14 protein-coding genes are annotated in these 18,080 nt (G+C 68.4%); 7 read left to right on the top strand and 7 right to left on the bottom strand.

The annotated features are described in order from the left end of the window. Window positions 1-80 precede the first annotated feature (80 nt). The 3 genes from ACIQTX_RS14065 (at window position 81) to ACIQTX_RS14055 (ending at window position 2,426) form a co-directional block, all read left to right on the top strand. Window positions 81-1,172, top strand: a complete 1,092-nt coding sequence (locus ACIQTX_RS14065; protein WP_402972881.1) for an ATP-binding protein — start codon at window positions 81-83, stop codon at window positions 1,170-1,172. A 50-nt stretch (window positions 1,173-1,222) separates the two neighbouring features. Continuing rightward, complete coding sequence (locus ACIQTX_RS14060) at window positions 1,223-1,765, top strand: hypothetical protein (RefSeq protein ID WP_402972879.1); 543 nt, start codon at window positions 1,223-1,225, stop codon at window positions 1,763-1,765. Window positions 1,766-1,841: 76 nt separating this feature from the next. Further along, the gene (locus ACIQTX_RS14055; protein WP_402972877.1) at window positions 1,842-2,426 is read left to right on the top strand and encodes an NADPH-dependent FMN reductase; all 585 of its coding nucleotides are present in this window, start codon (window positions 1,842-1,844) and stop codon (window positions 2,424-2,426) included. Between the two features lie 21 nt (window positions 2,427-2,447). Here ACIQTX_RS14055 and ACIQTX_RS14050 read toward each other — a convergent pair whose 3' ends face one another. Continuing rightward, window positions 2,448-4,151: a 2-isopropylmalate synthase gene (locus ACIQTX_RS14050; RefSeq protein ID WP_402973075.1), complete on the bottom strand. Its 1,704-nt coding sequence runs from the start codon at window positions 4,149-4,151 to the stop codon at window positions 2,448-2,450. Between the two features lie 261 nt (window positions 4,152-4,412). On the opposite strand from ACIQTX_RS14050, the gene ACIQTX_RS14045 reads away from it, so the two are divergent. Further along, entirely contained in the window at window positions 4,413-5,081 is a 669-nt protein-coding gene (locus tag ACIQTX_RS14045; RefSeq protein WP_402972875.1) for a FadR/GntR family transcriptional regulator, read from the top strand. A gap of 102 nt (window positions 5,082-5,183) precedes the next feature. On the opposite strand, the gene helR is transcribed toward ACIQTX_RS14045, so the two are convergent. The 3 genes from helR to ACIQTX_RS14030 all read right to left on the bottom strand — a co-directional run bounded on the left by helR (window position 5,184) and on the right by ACIQTX_RS14030 (window position 10,254). Continuing rightward, complete coding sequence (gene helR, locus ACIQTX_RS14040) at window positions 5,184-7,316, bottom strand: RNA polymerase recycling motor ATPase HelR (RefSeq protein WP_402972873.1); 2,133 nt, start codon at window positions 7,314-7,316, stop codon at window positions 5,184-5,186. Between the two features lie 116 nt (window positions 7,317-7,432). Then, window positions 7,433-9,022, bottom strand: coding sequence for an amidohydrolase (locus tag ACIQTX_RS14035; RefSeq protein WP_402972871.1), 1,590 nt, complete (start codon window positions 9,020-9,022; stop codon window positions 7,433-7,435). Continuing rightward, on the bottom strand, window positions 9,019-10,254 hold the full coding sequence (locus ACIQTX_RS14030; protein ID WP_402972869.1) for an MFS transporter: 1,236 nt from the start codon (window positions 10,252-10,254) through the stop codon (window positions 9,019-9,021). Before ACIQTX_RS14030 ends, ACIQTX_RS14035 begins: the two co-directional genes overlap by 4 nt. Window positions 10,255-10,440: 186 nt before the next feature. Here ACIQTX_RS14030 and ACIQTX_RS14025 point away from each other — a divergent pair, with 186 nt between their 5' ends. The 3 genes from ACIQTX_RS14025 to ACIQTX_RS14015 all read left to right on the top strand — a co-directional run bounded on the left by ACIQTX_RS14025 (window position 10,441) and on the right by ACIQTX_RS14015 (window position 12,162). After that, window positions 10,441-11,043 carry a TetR/AcrR family transcriptional regulator C-terminal domain-containing protein gene (locus ACIQTX_RS14025; protein WP_402972867.1) on the top strand — a complete coding sequence of 201 codons (603 nt, stop codon included), beginning with the start codon at window positions 10,441-10,443 and terminating at the stop codon, window positions 11,041-11,043. A gap of 70 nt (window positions 11,044-11,113) precedes the next feature. Continuing rightward, on the top strand, window positions 11,114-11,488 hold the full coding sequence (locus tag ACIQTX_RS14020) for a DUF2255 family protein (protein WP_402972865.1): 375 nt from the start codon (window positions 11,114-11,116) through the stop codon (window positions 11,486-11,488). 290 nt (window positions 11,489-11,778) lie between these two features. Continuing rightward, complete coding sequence (locus tag ACIQTX_RS14015) at window positions 11,779-12,162, top strand: hypothetical protein (RefSeq protein WP_402972863.1); 384 nt, start codon at window positions 11,779-11,781, stop codon at window positions 12,160-12,162. A 12-nt stretch (window positions 12,163-12,174) separates the two neighbouring features. On the opposite strand, the gene ACIQTX_RS14010 is transcribed toward ACIQTX_RS14015, so the two are convergent. Genes ACIQTX_RS14010 through ACIQTX_RS14000 form a run of 3 tightly spaced genes read right to left on the bottom strand, consistent with a single transcriptional unit; the run spans window position 12,175 to window position 17,956 of the window. Then, window positions 12,175-15,639 (bottom strand): error-prone DNA polymerase, encoded by a 3,465-nt coding sequence (locus ACIQTX_RS14010; RefSeq protein ID WP_402972861.1) that lies wholly within the window; start codon window positions 15,637-15,639, stop codon window positions 12,175-12,177. Next, window positions 15,639-17,177 (bottom strand): DNA polymerase Y family protein, encoded by a 1,539-nt coding sequence (locus ACIQTX_RS14005; protein ID WP_402972859.1) that lies wholly within the window; start codon window positions 17,175-17,177, stop codon window positions 15,639-15,641. The genes ACIQTX_RS14010 and ACIQTX_RS14005 overlap by 1 nt, the downstream gene beginning before the upstream one ends. Further along, on the bottom strand, window positions 17,174-17,956 hold the full coding sequence (locus tag ACIQTX_RS14000) for a hypothetical protein (RefSeq protein ID WP_105525695.1): 783 nt from the start codon (window positions 17,954-17,956) through the stop codon (window positions 17,174-17,176). Before ACIQTX_RS14000 ends, ACIQTX_RS14005 begins: the two co-directional genes overlap by 4 nt. Window positions 17,957-18,080: the final 124 nt, after the last annotated feature.

The following is an 18,080-nucleotide window of genomic DNA, read 5'->3' as shown; positions in this document are numbered from 1 at the left end:
GGAAGATGTCGAGCACAGCCCGTCGGAGGATCCGATCCGACCGGTCGTATGACTCCGCAGGCGAAAGGCACAGCAGAACGATGACGTACCTCACGATCGGCACAGCCCTCGACGATCCCGAAGTCGCCGTCGAACTCGACGCGCGCCGGTTCAACCGGCACACCTTCTGGGTCGGTCAGAGCGGCAGCGGAAAGACCTATGCGCTCGGCGTGGTCCTCGAACAACTGCTGCTGGAGACCGAGCTGCCGATGCTCATCCTCGATCCCAACGGGGACTTCACCCGGTTGCGGGAGACGAGGCTCACGGCGAGTGACGCGGATGCCGCCAGGGTGGCCGAAGCCGATATCCGGGTCTTCCGTTCGGGCGCGGGCGAGGGGGAGCGGCTGCATGCGCGCTTCGTCGACCTCACCGCGGCGTCGAAGGCGGCCGTGCTGCAGATGGATCCGATCGCCGACGCCGACGAGTACAACGCCTTGATCCACCTGGAACAGAATGCCGAGACCTTGGACGCGCGAGGCATGGTGCCAGGGCTGCTCGGGTCTGCGGATCCGGGGAAGGCCAGGCTCGCGAAGCGGATCGAAAACCTGCAGGTCCTGGAATGGAACGTATGGTCCCGCGGCGCGGTGTCGGTGGTCGACGTCGTGGATGAGCGCCCCAGGGCCACGGTGCTCGACCTCGGCGGGTTCGAGCACCCGGCGGAGCCGAAGGTGGCGGCCCTCGCCGTGCTCGAGCATCTCTGGGCGCGGCGCGAAGAACGACGGCCCGTCCTGATCGTCATCGATGAAGCACACAACCTCTGCTCGCCGAATCCGGAGACGGCTGTCGAACGCGCGCTCACCGAGCAACTCGTGCAGATCGCCGCCGAGGGACGCAAGTTCGGGCTGTGGCTGCTGCTCTCCACGCAGAGGCCCACGAAGATCCACCCCAACGTGCTCTCGCAGTGCGACAACCTCGCGCTGATGCGGGTCAATGCGCCGCGAGATCTCGCCGAGCTCGCCGACGTCTTCGGGTTCGCCTCCGAAGAAGCCATCCGCAGGTCGGCAGACTTCGTGCAGGGTCAGGCTCTGTTCGCCGGCGGCTTCATCTCGGCGCCGACCTTCGTGCAGATGGGGGATCGGATCACCGAAGAGGCCGGCGGCGACGTGAAGGTTCCCTTGCGCGTCGAGGGATGATGGGATCTCGATGCAATAGGTGGCACGACGAATCAGGAGCGGCAGCGTAGATGAACAGGCGGAGAACGGCTGCGGACGACGGGATCCTCCGGGTGCACAAGGCCCTGCGTTCAGGGTTCGGCACGGAGGCCGCCGTCTACGGCACGATTCTCGTCAGCGGACTGGTCGCGGTGTCCTCAGCGCACGGCGAGACGTCGCTGGTGGTGCTCGTGACGGTCGCCGTCACCGTGCTGGTGTTCTGGGGCGCGCACGTCTATGCCGGCACCGTGGCGAGGGTCAGCGATCGTGACGAACGAGAGCAGGGCGAGGATGTCGGCGTGCGTGCGGCGTTCGCGGCTTCGGTGAAGCACTCCCTCGGCATGCTCAGCTCCGCGACGGTACCGGGGGTGTTCCTGCTGGCAGGCACGACCCGCGTCATCCCCGACGGGCTCGCGAACGATCTCGCGCTCTGGTCGGGCGTCGTCATCCTCGCGTTCCTCGGCTACGTCGCCTTCCTCCGTCGTGGCAGCCCCCTTCTCACGCGTGTTCTCGGAGCCTTGGGAACGGCGTCGTTCGGGATCGTCTTCGTGGTCCTCAAGGCGCTCGTGCACTGAGCGCGGTGCGCGAGGACAGGCTTGCGTCGCGGGGGCGCAGAGCTATCCTGAACGCGACGAACAAGGGAGAATCCGAATGACTCACCGGATCGGCTACCTCATCGGAAGCCTCGCCCACGACTCGATCAACCGCGTCCTCGCGACCGCACTCGTGAAGCTGGCGCCGCCCAGCCTGGAGATGGTCGAGATCCCCATTCGCGAACTGCCGCTGTACAACCGTGACGACGAGCTCGATCCGGTCGCCGCCGTCACCGAGTTCAAGAGAGCCGTGGAGCATGCAGAGGGTCTGCTGATCGTCTCGCCCGAGTACAACCGCTCGATCCCCGGAGCACTGAAGAACGCGATCGACTGGGGCTCGCGCCCGTGGGGGCACAACTCGTTCGCGCGAAAGCCCACAGGCATCATCGGTGCGTCCACCGGTGCGATCGGCACCGCTGTCATGCAGTCATCGATGCGCAGCGTGCTGAGCTTCCTCAACGCGCCGCAGCTCAACGCCCCCGAGGCCTACCTGACGTATCGGCCCGACATGTTCGGCCCGGATGGGACGGTCGAAGACGAGGGCACACGGAAGTTCCTTCAGCACTACATGGAGGAGTACGCGGCCTTCGTCGAGCGAGTGCTCTCCCTCACCGCTCCAGGGCACGTCGGCGACCCGGAGTGATAGCGGGTCGCCGACGGACACTCAGAGTTCCCTCTCGCCGCCATCCACCCGGACCCGGTTCGCGGCCGCGATCACCGCGGAGAGACTCGCGGTGAGTACCGACCGCCCCCTGCCGGCCGACCAGGTGGTGCCGTCTTCTGCGCGGTGTTCGATGAGAGTCAGCGCATCGCTGTCGTTCCCCGAGCCCACACTGGTCTGGTGCAAGCTGACGACATCGATCAGGATGCCGTGGGCGTCGAGCGCCGCGATCAGGGCCTCGACCGGACCTCCACCGAGGTGAGTGCTCGGATGCTCGCGCCCGTCGATGCGCAGGGCGATCCTTGTGGTGGTGAGCCCGCCCGCTTCGGCGGTTTCGTATGCGGTGAGTGCGACACCGGTCGGGGGAGAAGGATGCAGATAGGCCCGGTCGAACACGCTCCACAGCTCGGCCGCCGTGACCTCGGCGCGGGTCGTGTCCGTATGCCGCTGCACGTGCCGGGCGAAGTCGATCTGCAGGCGCCGGGGCAGCTCGATCCCGTACTCGGTCTCCAGCAGGTAGGCGATGCCACCCTTGCCCGACTGCGAGTTCACCCGGATCACTGCGTCGTAATCGCGGCCGATGTCGGCGGGGTCGATCGGCAGGTAGGGGACCCGCCACTCGATCTCTCGTTCCGCGCGCCCCTCCGCTGAAGCGCGTGAACGATGCTCGGCGAAGCCCTTCTTGATCGCATCCTGGTGCGTGCCGCTGAACGCCGTGTGCACCAGGTCGCCGACGTAGGGGTGGCGGGAGTGCACCTCGATCCGGTTGCAGTACTCGACGGTGCGGCGGATCTCGTCGATGTCGGAGAAGTCGATCATCGGGTCGACCCCCTGCGCGTGCAGGTTCAGGGCGAGTGTCGCGATGTCCACGTTTCCGGTGCGCTCGCCGTTGCCGAAGATGCAGCCTTCGACCCGCTGGGCCCCTGCCAGCACCGCGAGTTCGGCACAGGCGATGCCGGTGCCGCGGTCGTTGTGCGGGTGCACGGAGAGGATCACGGCATCGCGACGGGCGAGGTTCTTGTGCATGTACTCGATCTGGTCTGCGTACACGTTCGGGGTGGCGACTTCGACTGTGGCCGGGAGGTTGAGGATCACCGGACGCTCGGGGGTGGCCTGCCACAGCTCGGTCATCGCATCGCAGATGTCGAGCACGTAGTCGGGCTCGGTCAGGTTGAACACCTCGGGGGAGAACTCGAACCGCACGTTCGGCATGTCTCCGGCGAACTCCCACACATCCCGGCCGCCGGCGAGGATGAGCTTCTTCAGGTCTTCGGGCTCGTGTCCGAGCACCATGCTGCGCCAGGTCGGTGCGGTCGCGGTGTACATGTGGATCACGACCGGATTGGCGATGCCCCTGATGGACGCGACCGTGCGTTCGATGAGGTCGCGGCGTGCGGGAGTGAACACGACGATCGTCACATCCTCGGCGGCGATGTCGCTCTCGGCGATCAGTCGGACGAAGTCGTAGTCGGTCTGCGACGCCGAGGGGTATCCGACCTCGATCTCCTTGTAGCCCATCGCCACCATCAGATCGAAGAAGCGGTGCTTGCGTGCCGGGTCCATCGGCTCGGCGAGGGCCTGGTTGCCGTCGCGCAGATCGACGGGCACCCACAGCGGTGCTGTAGTCAGGCGGCGCGTTGGCCAGTCCCGCTCGATCAGCGGGATGTCCACTCGGGAGTAAACGTCGCGGTAGCGGTGCGACGGCATCTGGGAGTGTCGTTGCCGGTTCCACGAGGGGGAGTGCTCGGGCACGGGGCCGGTGGGGGTGGAGAGGCGGGGGAACGGTGTCGTGGTCATGTCGGTGCTGCGTCCTTCTTCGAGAGCTGCGACCGGCACGTTCGACCCCACGACGGGGAGCCGGTCCGGCTACGCCCCGCCGTGGCGGCGAAGAAGAAGGTGCTCTGACGAGAACATGGCTAGACTGTAACACAACTCCTCAGACAAGTAGAGGAGAGGAAGAAGAGGCCCATGGCACAGGTGAGGCGAGCACCCCTTGCGGATCAGGCTGCGGAACTGCTTCTGGAGCGGATCCGCTCAGGCGAGTGGGCGCTCGGGGAGAAGCTTCCAGGCGAGACCACCCTGGCGCCACAGCTCGGCGTCGGTCGCTCGACGATGCGCGAGGCGATCCGACAGCTTGCCGGACGAGGTGTGCTGGCATCGCGGCAGGGTGCCGGAGTGTTCGTCACCGCGCTCGACGCTCCGGAGGATTGGGATGCGGTGTTGCGCAAAGCCGGCATCGTCGCGGTGATCGAGGCGCGCATCGCGATCGAGACGGAGGCGGCCGCGCTCGCCGCCGCACGACGTACGCCTGCCGACCTCCGCGCCATCCGACGCGCGCTCGCTCAGCGCGCCGAGCACCTGTCCGACATCGACAGCCACGTCGATGCTGACACCGTGTTCCACCGCTCGATCGTCGCCGCCGCGCATAATCCTGTCCTCCTCGACCTGTTCGACAGCTTCACTCCACGGTTGCGCGAGGCCATGATCGAGATGCTCCGCATCCGACGGCACTTCGGTGGAGACGCCGATCACGATGTCCACGCCGAACTGGCCGACGCGATCGCCGACCGCGATGAGGGCGCGGCAGCAGGTCGCAGCCGCGCCCACCTGCTCAACCTGCGGGAGTCGCTGGCATGATCGTGTCGGGGTATGGGCGGTGGATGGGTCCTCTCGCGCTCGTTGCCCCGGCTCGCCTGCTCGTGGGCTGAACTCCCGACTCCTCCTCAGGCGAGCTCCTCGTCAGCGGAGCACCACGAGCTCCCGGGTCGATCTGGTCATCGCCACATACCGATCCACGGCGCCGGTCACATCGTCGCCGAACTGCTCGGGGTGCATGAGGATCACGAGATCGAACTCGAGCCCCTTCGCGCCTTCCGGACTCAGCGAACGTACGCGCGAGGTGGCAGCGAATGCCGGATCGCCGATCACGCACGCCACACCGTCCGGATGTGAGTCGAGCCAGCTCTCCAGCAGGGGAGTGAGCGATGCGGCCGCCTCGAAGCGCACCGGGACTCCGCTCTCGCGCACCGACGTCGGCACATTCGCATCGGGGATCGCCGCGAGGATGCCCGGTGCCGCAACCTTCATCACCTCGGCGGGCGTCCGATAGTTCACGCCCAGGTGGGCGATCTTGACGTCGCGGAGACCGATGCGTGCGAGCCTCGCCTCCCAGCTCTCGGTGAAGCCGTGCCGTGCCTGCGCCCGGTCGCCCACGATCGTGAAACTGCGTGAGGGGCAGCGGTCGATGAGCATCCGCCATTCGGAGTCCGTGAGCTCCTGCGCCTCGTCGACGACGATGTGGCCGAACGGCCCGGCCAGTTCATCGGGGGCGAGGGCCGGCGGGGCATCGACGCCGAGCAGAACGTTCCTCGCATCCTGGCCGCGGAGGATCGACATCACCTTCATCTCGCTGTCGTCGTCTTCGATCAGGTGATCGACGACGTGGGAGATCTGCTCCTGCGCCGAGGCGATCACGGCCTGACGCCGGTGCTCCTCGCGAACCGAGTCGGGATCGCCGATCCGGCGGTGGGCGGCGTCCAGGAACGGGAGGTCTGCAACGGTCCACGGTGCTTCTGCCTCGCGTTGCAAGAGCGTGATGTCGGCGGACGAGAGGTGCGGGGCGCACAGTTGCAAGAGGTCAGGAGAGGTCCACAGCCGTGCGACCACCGAAGGCGGCGACAGCAACGGCCAGGCGGCGACGAATGCTCCGGTGAGCTCGTTCTCCTGGCGCAGCCACCGCCGCACGACGTGTGGGGGCACCTCCTCGTCGCCCACTTGGTCGACCAGGAGCTCCAAGATCTCCTCCCAGACCTCATCGCGTGCCTCGTTGTGCGATGCGGCCGGGTTGGCTCCGGAGAACAGCTCTGCCCACTCATCGCGGCTCATCCAGAGATCGGCCCATGGTGACTCGAAACGCATCGCATGCCGAGGCGGACGCTCGAACGATCTGGCGGCGGCATCGAGCATCGAGACGGGGTCGAGCGACGCCTTCAGCGCCGCGACCCGAGGGTTCGGCTCCTCGACCGACGCCGCCCCCTCCGGAACGAGATCGCGCAGCGTGCACAGCCGCACCGTGTCTTCGCCGAGACTGGGCAGGACATCCTCGACGTACGCGAGATAGTGCGCGTTGGGTCCCAACAGCAGCATGCCCCCGGCGCTCTGCGTCAGCCGGGGCTCGGCATACAGGAGGTGCGCGGCGCGATGCAGCGCCACGACGGTCTTGCCCGTGCCGGGACCGCCGTCCACGACGAGCGTGCCGGCGGAGGGCGTGCGGATGATCGCGTCCTGGTCGGCCTGGATCGTCGCGAGCACGTCGCGCATCCGCGAGGTGCGGTGGGTTCCGAGGCTGGCGATGAATGCGGACTGGTCGTCGAGGGACGCCGCGCCGTCGAACGCGGCAGGTGTGAGCGCCTCGTCCCAGTAGTCGCTGACATGGCCGTCGGCCCAGCGGTATCGGCGACGGGAGATGATCCCTCGCGGATCCTCCATGGTCGCAGCGAAGTACGGCTCCGCCGCCGGCGTCCGCCAATCGACGAGGAGGCGGGTGCCGTCGTCGGCGGCCAGCCCGATGCGGCCGATGTAGATCGGTTCGCCGCGGGCCGGTGTCATCCGCCCGAGGCAGATGTCGATCCCGAATCGCTCCAAGACCCGAAGTCGCGCGCTCAACCGTCGGATCTCCAGATCGCGGTCCACAGCGGCGTCGCCGAACTCGGCGTTGCGGCGTCGCACTTCGGTCAGCCGCCGCGCGACCTCGGTGCGTTGATCCTCCAGTGTGTCCGCGATTCGCCGGAGCTGCACCCGGTCGGCGTCGAGGAGTTCAGGTGCGGTCTTGGCGTGCAGGCCTTCGGGAAGACGGAAGGGGTCGAGGGGCATGGATCTCCTTCACGCTCGAGTGCAGATCACAGGAGCGAGGGTCGATTCTGCCCCACGGTGGGGGTCTTGCGGCAAGCCCCCACCTCGGGGATATCCTGGAAATGCAGACGGGGAAGCTACGACTCGTGGACCGTTCGTCCCGCGATGACCGTCCGCACGACTCGCGCGGTCAGCAGAGTCGCCGGGTCAGCGTCGAACGGATCGGCGTCGAGAACGGCGAAGTCGGCCGCGTATCCGACGGCGATGCGTCCACGCCAGTCGCCGTCGCCCATCGATGCCGCGGCATCCCGCGTGGCATGCGCCACGGCCCGATCGAGTGGGAGCGCCTGCTCCGGGTGCACGGCGGCGACGCCGGGAGTCAGGGCCGATGCGCGGGTGGTGGCAACGTACATGTTCGCAAGCGCCTCGTGCGGAGCGGTCGGTGCATCGGTCGAGAAGGCGAGGAGCGCGCCGGCCTGCTCGTACTCCGACCAGGCGAACGCGCGGTCGGCACGGTCGTCTCCGATCTGCGCCGCCCAGTTCGCGAAGATCGCGGGGTCCGCGTGCACAGGCTGCATCGAGGCCGTCACGCCGAGCCGCGCCATGCGCTCGGCCGTCGCAGGGGCGGCATACTCGAGGTGCTCGATGCGGTGCCTACGCCGCTGTTCGCCGTTCACCGCGATCGCGTGCTCGATCGCGTCGAGGGCCAACGTGCTCGCCGCGTCGCCGATCGCATGCAACGCGATCTGCAGGCCAGCGGCGTCCGCCGCAGCGACCACGGGGAGCAGCCGCTCGGCTGGCCAGATCGGCTCGGCGTTCGTGCCGTCGGCATACGGGGCGCCCATGGCCGCGGTGCACGCATCGATCGTGCCGTCGAGCACCAACTTGATCCCGAGAACCTGTACGCCTGCCGTCGAAGCCGACGCGTGCTCGGCAGCCTGCGCGACCTGCGCGAGGTTCGAGGCGTCGTCGCCGGTGTTCGCGATGAACCAGTGCGCGGCGATACGCAACGGGAGCTCGCCGCGCTCGGAGGCCCGACCGAGCGCGGCGAGCCCGAGCTCGTCGAAAGCCATGTCCACGGCGCCGGTCACACCGGCGGCGAGGTAGGCGGAGACGACCCGCTCGACCGCCGCGTCCCGCTGGGCATCGGTCGTGCTCGCGTCGCGGTGAGCCCACGCGTGCAGCTGTGCAGCAGTCTCATACAGCATCCCGGTCGGCTCGCCGTCGGCGTCGCGGGCGATGCGACCGCCGATGGGGTCGGGGGTGTCCCGCGTGATTCCGAGCTCGATGAGGGCAGCGGTGTTCACCCAGCAGGAGTGGTAGTCGTTCGCGTCGAGGTAGACCGGCATGTCGGGGACGACCGCATCGATCATCGCCGCAGTCGGCTCTCCATAGGGGATCGCGTCGAACAGCCAGCCGCGTCCGCGCAGCACACCGGGAGCGGTTCCTCGTGCAGCGTTCAGCCTGTACTGGATCTCCTCCAGCGAGGGGGCGTCCGTGAGTCCGACCTGTCCGAGCGCCTCACCCATCATCAGCAGGTGGGTGTGTGCGTCGGTGAATCCGGGGAGGACGACGCGGCCCCCTAGGTCGATGACAGTGTCGGCCGTCGGTGCTGATTCCTCCGCACCGACGTGGACGAACACGTCGCCGTCGATGACGACCGAGTCGGCCCAGCGCGACTCGTCGCCGGTGAAGATGCGTCCGTGGCGGTAGAGGGTGCGGGTCATGCGATGGTCTCCTGTACGTTCATGCGTTCGAGGCGGGTCGATACGAGGGCGATCGCTCCGGCGGGAACGGCCAGAACGAAGCTCGCGATACCGAGGGCGACGGCGAAACCCTGGTAGCCGAGGGCACCGACGAGAGCTGCACCGATGACTGGCGTGAGTGCCGAGCCGACGAGGTAGACCGAGAGCAGCGGTCCCGACCAGCGGCCGTCTGCGTCCAGTGCCGCCGATGTCGACACGAAGTACATGAACGCGATGGCATATACGGAGTTCCAGGCGATGAACACCACGATGAAGGTGGTGGGTTCGGACACGAATCCCTCCACGATCTTCAGCGCGCCCCCGGCGATCAGCAGGATCACGAGCGGAACAGCGCGCCCGAATCGGGCTCCGACGATCATGAGGAGCAGGGAGCCGAGCAAGCCACCGGCCGTCGCTCCGCTGAGTGCGATGCCGAGTCCCTCCGGGGTCAATCCCGCCTGCTCAGCGCCCATCACCCCGGCCATCGCCCAGAGCGAATCCTCGCTGGCTGCCCAGAGCGCGAACACGATGAGAAGTCCGAAGCCGGCGATCGTGACCGTGCGTGAACGCGCCGGCGAAAGGCGGACGGTCCCTGTCGGGGGGATCTCGATCGGCATCGCCTCGGCGACGGCCGCCCCCGCCTGCGGAGCGACGACCGGAGCTGCGGGCAGCCAGGCCGACGCGATCAGGCCGATCACGCTGAACAGGGCCAGGGCCCCGAAGACGTCGATCGGCGCGAGGCCGATGAGCGGGATGACAGCGAGGACCACGGTGATGACGCCCCGGTTCGCCATCCCGTTGAAGCCGGCGACCCTGTCCGGATTGCGGAAGGCTGCGAGGGCGGCCCCGGATGCGGCGACGGCGCAACCGGCTCCTGCTCCGCCGAGGAGGAGTGCGGGGAGCATCGCGCCAGGGGCGAGCGCCGCGGTCGAGAATCCGACGACGGCGAGAGCCAGCCCGGCGCGTGCGACAGTTCGGCGGTGCACTCCGGCGCACAGTGGAGCGATCGCGAGTCCCGTCACAGCCGTCAGCAGAAGTGTCGCGGTGACGAGCCAGCTGGCGGTGAGGATGTCGATGCCGAGGCCGGTCTGTGCGGCGGTGATCATGTAGGGCGACAGATTGACGCCCAGGTAGCCTGCGATCCCGATCGCGAACGTGGCCGCAGCCGTCGGGAAGCGGAGCGGGATTCTGGTGCGGAGGTCGAGAGTGGTCATGGGGCTCCAGGGAGTCGGCACGGCATTGTGCGCGGGAGGGGAAGACAGCTGGCGTGCGTCGGATGGGGCACAGCGTCGTAAACGAATGGTGTTCGTAAACGAACGATGTTCATTATTATGCACAGGAGAGGGTTCGTGCGGAACCCCCAGTTGCCGACTTCCGGTTCCCGGAGAAAGCGAGTCCCGATGCCGAGGCCTTCCTCGCCGCTGCTGTCCCCGGAGATCATCGGCGCTGCCGGGCTCGCGCTGGCCAAGGACGGAGAGCCGTTCGGCGTCAACGCGATCGCTCGTCGCCTTGGTGTGCGTCCGTCGTCGCTCTACAACCATGTCGAGGGCATGGACGGGATCCTCGAACTCATGCGAGGTCGACTCGTCGACGGGTACCGCATCGAGTGGAATGGTGAGCCGTGGGACGAGTACCTGCGTATGGTGCTCCGGACACAGCGTCGGATGTATGCCGATCATCCGCAACTCGTTCCGCTGCTCGTCGGCAAGACGATCACGCATCCGGCGGTCATCGCCGCCTACGACGACCTCGCCTCCGTGCTCGTCGACGGAGGATTCCCCGAAGATGAGGTGCTGTCGGTGATCGCGGTCATCGATGCCTTCGCGATCGGATTCGGTCTCGACCTCGCCTCGCCCGACGAGATATGGCAACCCGGAGAGGGCACGCGCACCCTCGGCCGGCTCATCGACGGTGCGGAACGGGGGAGCGCTCGTTCGGATCGCACGTTCGAGCTCGGCGTCGGGCTGCTCATCGACTCGCTGCGTGCCCGTCTCGCGCGTTGACCGATCGCGGGTCGGAGGCGACCTGACGTAGCATGCACTCTGCTGCATCCACTGATCCCGAGGAGGACTCATGACCACCTGGAACCCCGACGAGCTCGCCCGTATCGCCGAGCCGGAGATGTTCGATCTCTCCGCGCAGCTCGCCGACGGCTCGACGCCGAAGACCGTGGGCATCTGGGCGGTGGCGGTGGAAGGCCGTCTGTTCGTGCGCTCCTACACGGGCCTCGAGGGCAAGTGGTATGCCCCCGCCCTCGCCAGCCTGCGTGGCCGGGTCTCGGCAGGCGGTGTCACCAAGGACGTCCGATTCGAGCGGGTCACCGACGAGGCGACGAACTCCGCGATCGATGCTGAGTATCTCGCGAAGTACACGCCGAGCCCCTATGCGCCGGAGATGGGCCAGGAGCCGGTTCGCTCGAACACCCTCGAGGTCGTGCCGCTCGGCTGAACGCGTCGCCGTTGCTGTCCGCTGGAGGGGAGATTGGCCCTCTCGAACGGCTCCGCCCCAGACGGGTGTCGTCGAGAGGGCTCACCGCCCTTCCCGGACGGTTGGGGAGGCGGCGAAAGAAATCGCTGCGCTCACGGCTGATCCCCAGTACATCAGCCTCGTAGCCCCCGCTACCTGAGCAGAATATCGCTTAATCGGCTTGTCCGCCATTTGGGGGACAAAGAAATTTACGAATGTTACCGAAGGGGACTCCCTGTTGTCTTCCCGGTGGCGTTGCCTAGGGTGGACTCATGGACAGATTGCTCGTGCTCACCGCTCAGGTCGCCATCGCTCACGGCCACCGCATCGAGGTGACTGAACAGGCTGATCCGCTCACCGATGAGCCCGTGGTCCTCGCGCTCGTCGACCTCGACACCGGCATCCGTTATCGACGCAATGAGGAGCCCAGTGGCGACTTCTCGCGGTGGATAGGCCGCGTCCTGAAGTGCACCGTGACCATGGGGGGAGCCGGCGCGCACACGTCGCTCCTGGTCGACCCGATCGGACCGGGCGCGACGGGGGCGAAGGTCGCCCTCCGAGACGCCGACGCCGCCGCCGATGCGGCGAAGGCCGAGGCCGACCGATGGGGTGGCGCGGATCGTCCTCCGGCAGAGGAGCCGGAACGCTTCTGGTGAAGGGGTTCCTCCTCAACGGAAATCCCTCGATCGGTGCGTGATACCGGTGCGCAGGTCCTCGAATCCATCCGCGAGCACGTTGACCACGCCCTCGGAAGACCGCTCCAGGATGCCGCGGATGATCAGTGCCGGTGAATCCCGGGCGACGCGGCGGTAGCGGTTCCAGACCCCGGCCGAGCAGACGACGTTCACCAGGCCGCTCTCGTCCTCGAGATTCACGAAGGTGATCCCGGCTGCCGTGGCGGGGCGCTGGCGGTGGGTGACGAGACCGGCGACCTCGATGCGTCGACCGACCTCGTGCCCCTGCAGATCGACCGCGGTCAGCACGCCGCGGGTGCGCAGCGCATCGCGGAAATGGGCCATCGGATGATCGTCGGTCGACACCCCGGTCGCCCAGAGGTCGGCGGAGAGACGCTCGTAGCTGGTCTGATCCGCGAACAGAGGCGGTTGCACGGCCACAGTGGTTCCTGGGAGGAAGCGCGACCTGTCCTCTGCCGCCGCCCCGGCCAGCCAGATCGCCTCCCGGCGTTCCAGGCCCAGGCAGTCGAACGCGCCTGCGGTGGCGAGAGCCTCCAACTGCGCGGCGGTGGCATCCGTCCGTCGCACCAGATCGTGCAGATCCCGGTAGCGACCGTTCGCCTCGCGTTCGGCGACGATCTTCTCCGCCATCGGAACGCCGATTCCGCGGATGCCGCTGAGCCCCAGCCGCACAGCGGATCGGCCGTCTCTTCGGTGCGCGGCTGATTCGTCGGGTGCCGCCCTGTCGAAGCGGACCGCAGCCGGCTGAGGGGCGGCCAGGCACGACTCCCGACCGGTGGGGCCGCTCCCTGTCGCCTCGACGATCGGCTCCAGAGTCTCCGTCGCACCGGAGACGTGCAGATCGGGACGGAGAACCTCCACCCCATGGCGCCGTGCATCCGCGGTCAGGGTCGCCGCGGAGTAGAAGCCCATGGGCTGCGAGCGCAGCAGGCCTGCGAGGAACGCCGCGGGGTAGTGCAGCTTCAGCCAGGAGCTGGCATAGACGAGCAGGGCGAACGACAGTGAGTGCGATTCGGCGAACCCGAAGTTCGAGAACGCCTGGATCTGCGCGTAGATGCGATCGGCGGCCTCGTCGACGAGACCGCGCCTGGCCATCCCGGCGTACAGCTTGTCCCTGACCTTCTCGATCTTCTCCAGGCCGCGCTTGGAGCCCATGGCCCGGCGCAGCAGGTCGGCCTCATCGGCCGTGCAGTCGCCGATCGCCGTGGCCATCTGGATGAGCTGCTCTTGGAAGATCGGGATGCCCAGCGTGCGTTTCAGGATCTCCTCGAGATCGCTGTGCGGGTAGGGGATCGTGAATTCCACCAGCTTCTGCCCGCGAGCAGCCCGCCCCCGGTTCTCCTCGTCGATGCGGTCCTTCGCCATCTTGCGCCGTACGAACGGATGCACCGCACCACCCTGGATGGGGCCGGGGCGGATGAGCGCGATCTGGATGGCGAGGTCGTAGAAGCACCGCGGCTGCAGGCGGGGGAGCAGGCCGATCTGGGCGCGGGACTCCACCTGGAACACACCGATCGAATCCGCGCGGCAGAGCATGTCGTAGACCGCCGGCTCCTCCTTGGGGATGGTCTCGAGCGTCCACTGCTCGCCGGTGGTCTCCCGGATCAGGTCGAAGCAGTGCTGGAGGGCTGCGAGCATCCCGAGGCCCAGCAGATCGAACTTCACCAGTCCCATGAAGGCGGAGTCGTCCTTGTCCCACTGGATGACGGTGCGATTCTCCATGCGGGCGTGCTCCACGGGCACGACCTCGCCGACAGGGCGCGCGGTGAGCACCATGCCGCCGGAGTGGATACCGAGATGGCGGGGCGCCTTCAGCAGCTCACCGGCATAGGCGAGCACGTTCTCGGGGATGTCGTGGCCCTCGACGGGTTCCAGCCCGGCACCCCAGCCGTCGACCTGACGGGACCAGGCATCCTGCTGGCCGGGGGAATGACCGAGCGCCCTCGCCATGTCGCGCACCGCGTTCTTCGGGCGGTACTGGATGACGTTCGCCACCTGGGCCGCGCGCTCTCTGCCGTACTCCCGGTAGACCCACTGGATGATCTCCTCGCGGCGGTCGGAGTCGAAGTCCACGTCGATATCGGGCTCCTCCGTCCGTGTGGTCGCGAGGAACCTCTCGAAGGGGAGGCGGTAGAGGATCGGATCGACGGCGGTGATCCCCAGCAGGTAGCAGACGGCGCTCGCCGCAGCCGATCCCCGACCCTGGCAGAGGATGCCGAGCCTCCGCGCCTCGGTCACGATGCCGTGCACGATCAGGAAGTACCCCGGAAAGTCCTTCTCCTCGATCACGTCGAGTTCGCGTGTGATCCGGCGGCGGCCGTCATCGTCCAGGCGTGGATACTTCGACGGCACGGCTTCCCACACCAGGTGACGCAGCCAGGTCATCGGGGTGTGTCCCTCCGGCACCTTCTGCTGCGGCAGTGCCGGTCGGGCGAGCCGCAGCGGGAAGGCGGATGCCGCTGCCAGTTCGAGCCCGTACGAGATCGCTCCGGGATAGCGCTGGAAGCGCGTCGACATCTCGGCTCCACTGCGCAGATGCGCACCCCCGTGTGCGGGCAGCCAGCCGTCGAGCTCGTCCATGCTGCGCACCGCACGGACCGCGGCGACGGCCTCGGCGAGCGGTGCCTGCGCAGGGGTGGCGTAGTGCACGTTGTTGGTCGCGACCACCGGCAGTCGCATCCGACGGGCGAGGTCGGCGAGGGTGTCGTTGCGGCGGGTGTCCAGCGGGTCGCCATGGTCGAAGAGCTCGACGGCGACGTGGTCGCTCCCGAACCGGTCGACGAGGGAGCGCAGCGGTGTGAGGGCGTCGCCGGCCTCGAGGCCGCGGCGCACGGCGCCCTTGCGGCATCCGGTAAGGATCGTCCAGTCGCCGCCAGCGCGTGCAGCGAGGTCATCGAGGTCGTAGACCGGACGACCCTTCTCGCCGCCGCGCAGCTGTGCGGCGGTGATCGCACCCGAGAGTCGGTGGTACCCCTCCATCCCACGGGCGAGGACCAGCAGATGCTCGCCCGCGGGATCGGCGGAACCTCGCTGGGGTGCGGGCAGGTCGAGGGAGAGCTCTGCTCCGAACACCGTCTGCAGCGGGCTCTGCATGAGGTCGGCCACCTCGGCGAAGCGTGCGGCACCGTAGAAGCCGTCGTGGTCGGTGAGGGCGAGAGCGGTCAGGCCGAGGCGGTCGGCCTCGGCGAGGAGGTCTTCGGGGGAGGAGGCGCCGTCGAGGAACGAGTACGACGAGTGCGCGTGCAGCTCGGCGTAGGGCACCGCGTCCTCGGGCCGGGGGATGGCTGTGGGCGGCGTGCGCTTGCGGCGATGACTCACCGGCCCCGGATCCGTCCGCTGCCCCCTGGGCTCGGAGCTTGGCGGCATCGGAGGGGCCTCCTCGCCGCTGAGGGTGCGCTCCAGCTCGTTCCAGGACAGCGGCGGATTGTGCCAGCCCATCAGCGATACCTCCCCTCGGCCCACCAGCGCTCGCCGGTGTGGAAGACCAGCCACGCACGATCGTGGTCGTCGATGATCTGGAGCCGGTGCCCGTGTTTTCCGCCGCCCGACGTCCAGCGCCGCTCGTGCACAGGCCAGGGCCCGGCCCATGCCTGCACGGCAGCTCCGTCGATGCGCGCGGGGTCGTTGGAGAGCGTCCCGCGTTCGTCGATACTGATCGTGCTCTCGTCTGCAGCGATCACCCCGATGGGGCGCGGGGGCAGGAACACCTCCGCCGGCAGTGGATCGGGAAGGCTGCCAGGCCAGGGGGACCCAGGATCGCGCGGGGGGACAGCGCGCTCTCCCCAGGGCGTGAGCACCTGGCGGTCGGCGAGCCAGCGTCCGCCCGCGACAGCGGCGGTGACCACGCCCTGATGGCCCAGCATGGTCTGCACGCGCGAGACGGCATGGTGCAGGCGCTCATCGGTGCCTGAGCCGAAGAGGCCGGGCTGGTGGTGCGCGGCATCGTCGACGGCGGCCGGGACGATGCGCACCGCCACGATGCCGCCGAACGCTCGTGCCTCGTCGACCGGATCCTTCGCGGACTCCGCCGCCAGTGCCTCCAGTTGCCAGCGCACCCGGTCGACGAGGTCGGAGGCGTCGAAGCAGGTCGGGTGCAGCCAGGACCGGGAGAAGACACCCCCGTTGTCATCGGTCAGGTCGATCCTCACCTCCGTGCAGACGAGCGAGGCGTCGCCGAGAGCGAGCATCACCGCGTCCGCCGTCTGGCGCACCGCGAAGGCGACCTGATCCGTTCCGCCCAGCGGGGAGTCGAACTCGATGCTCCGTACCAGCTCCGGGTCGGGCGGGCGCGGCGTGAGCGGGCGGGAGTCCGCGCCGGCGGCGAGTGCGTGCAGACGCGCACCGTGCTCGCCGAAGCGATCGCGCACGTCGAGTGGGGCGAGCGCGGTGAACTCGCCGAGTGTGCGCACTCCGAGCCGGATGAGGAGGCCGGCGATCTGTTCGTCGCGCAGCACCTGCACGGGGTACGGCGCCAGGAATTCGCTGGAGCCTCCTGGCGGCACGACCGTGCAGGGGGCGGGGCCTCGTGCGGCGATCTCGGCCGTGAACGGGCCGTCGGCGACGCCGATGCGCACTTCGGGGAAGCCGACTTCCGTGAGGATCGCAGTGAGGGCTTCGGCGGCCTCCGCCTCTCCTCCGTGATAGCGGGAGATGCCCCTGGCACGGAGGATCGCGAGCCCCGGTCGCAGCAGTGTGACCCCGGGGGCGTGCTTCTCGATCAGGTGCAGCACCGGGAGGAAGGCGCGTTCGTCCCTGTCGGGGTCGTGGGGGAGCACCCGCAACGACGAGAGGTGTCCCTGCGCGACCCGGCGGCGCTGACCGGTGCGCACGCCGTGCTCTCTGGCAGATGCGGTGCAGGCGACGATCGTGTTCGCCTGCACCAGGGCGGTGGGCGGATGCGGGGGCGCGCTCCCGAGGGCGGCACGCATCGGCCAGTCGGGGAACCACAGCACGAGGACGCGGAGCGGGGCGTTCATCCGGCTTCCGCCCATCGCAGGAGCTCGCCGGGAGCAGGCTCGCCGGGAGCGGTGGTCTCGGGGGAGAGCGCGGGCAGCGCGGTGAGCTCTGCTGCGGTGGCCTCGAGGGTGCCGTGCCCTCCTGGCAGCTGCACACGCACACTCGACGGGCGAGGGCTGTGCCGTGTCTGCGCGGTCACTGTCACCGTGCAGTCGGAGAGCAGCCCCCAGCCGGCGCCCAGGCCGTGCCAGTGCGGGTCGTGAAGTCGTATCGTGCCCTCGCTCTGCGGCCAGCGCTCGGTGCCGGGCGACTCCGTGACCAGGAGCGTGCATCCGCGATCGCGCAGGCGGGCGCTCAGCCGGGAGACGTCGGCGTCTCGCGCCCGCATGCCGGGGGATACGACGATCAGGGGCACGACCTCGGCCAGGGCGGATGTCGCCGCGAGCCAGCGCTCGCCGGGGCTGGGGACGAGGATCAGACGGGCGAGATCGATGCCGAACGCGGCTGCTGCTTCGACGCCGAGGTTCGGCATGCCGACCACTGCGCACCAGAGCCCCTTCTGCGATGCCGCACTGAGCAGTGCGAGCACGAGACTCGGTGAAGGGGAGACGGTGTAGGAGGTGCCGGTCTGCAGGCCCTCCTCCGGCAGGAGTGCGGCGAAGGCGGGGTCGAGGGGCAGCAGCGCATGTTCGCTGCGTCGCCGCTGCATCCTGCTGATCTCGCGGCGCAGTCGCAGGACTTCTCCCGCCCGGGAGTCGCTGTCCGGAGAGAGCGAGACCACCGCATCGAGCCCGATCACCCTGCATCCTTTCTCGAAGATATATTCTAATATACCAAGCCGTGTGAATGACGATAGTTCGTACATCGGACATCGACCAGGGGTTGTCCACAGGTGGTCTGCACGGGGTCTGTCGATCTCCTAA

The sequence above is a fragment of the Microbacterium sp. NPDC090281 genome (assembly GCF_044769635.1).
Lineage (GTDB): Bacteria > Actinomycetota > Actinomycetes > Actinomycetales > Microbacteriaceae > Microbacterium.
Note: the sequence above shows the minus strand (reverse complement) of the source record. Positions and strands in the feature narration are given on the sequence as shown.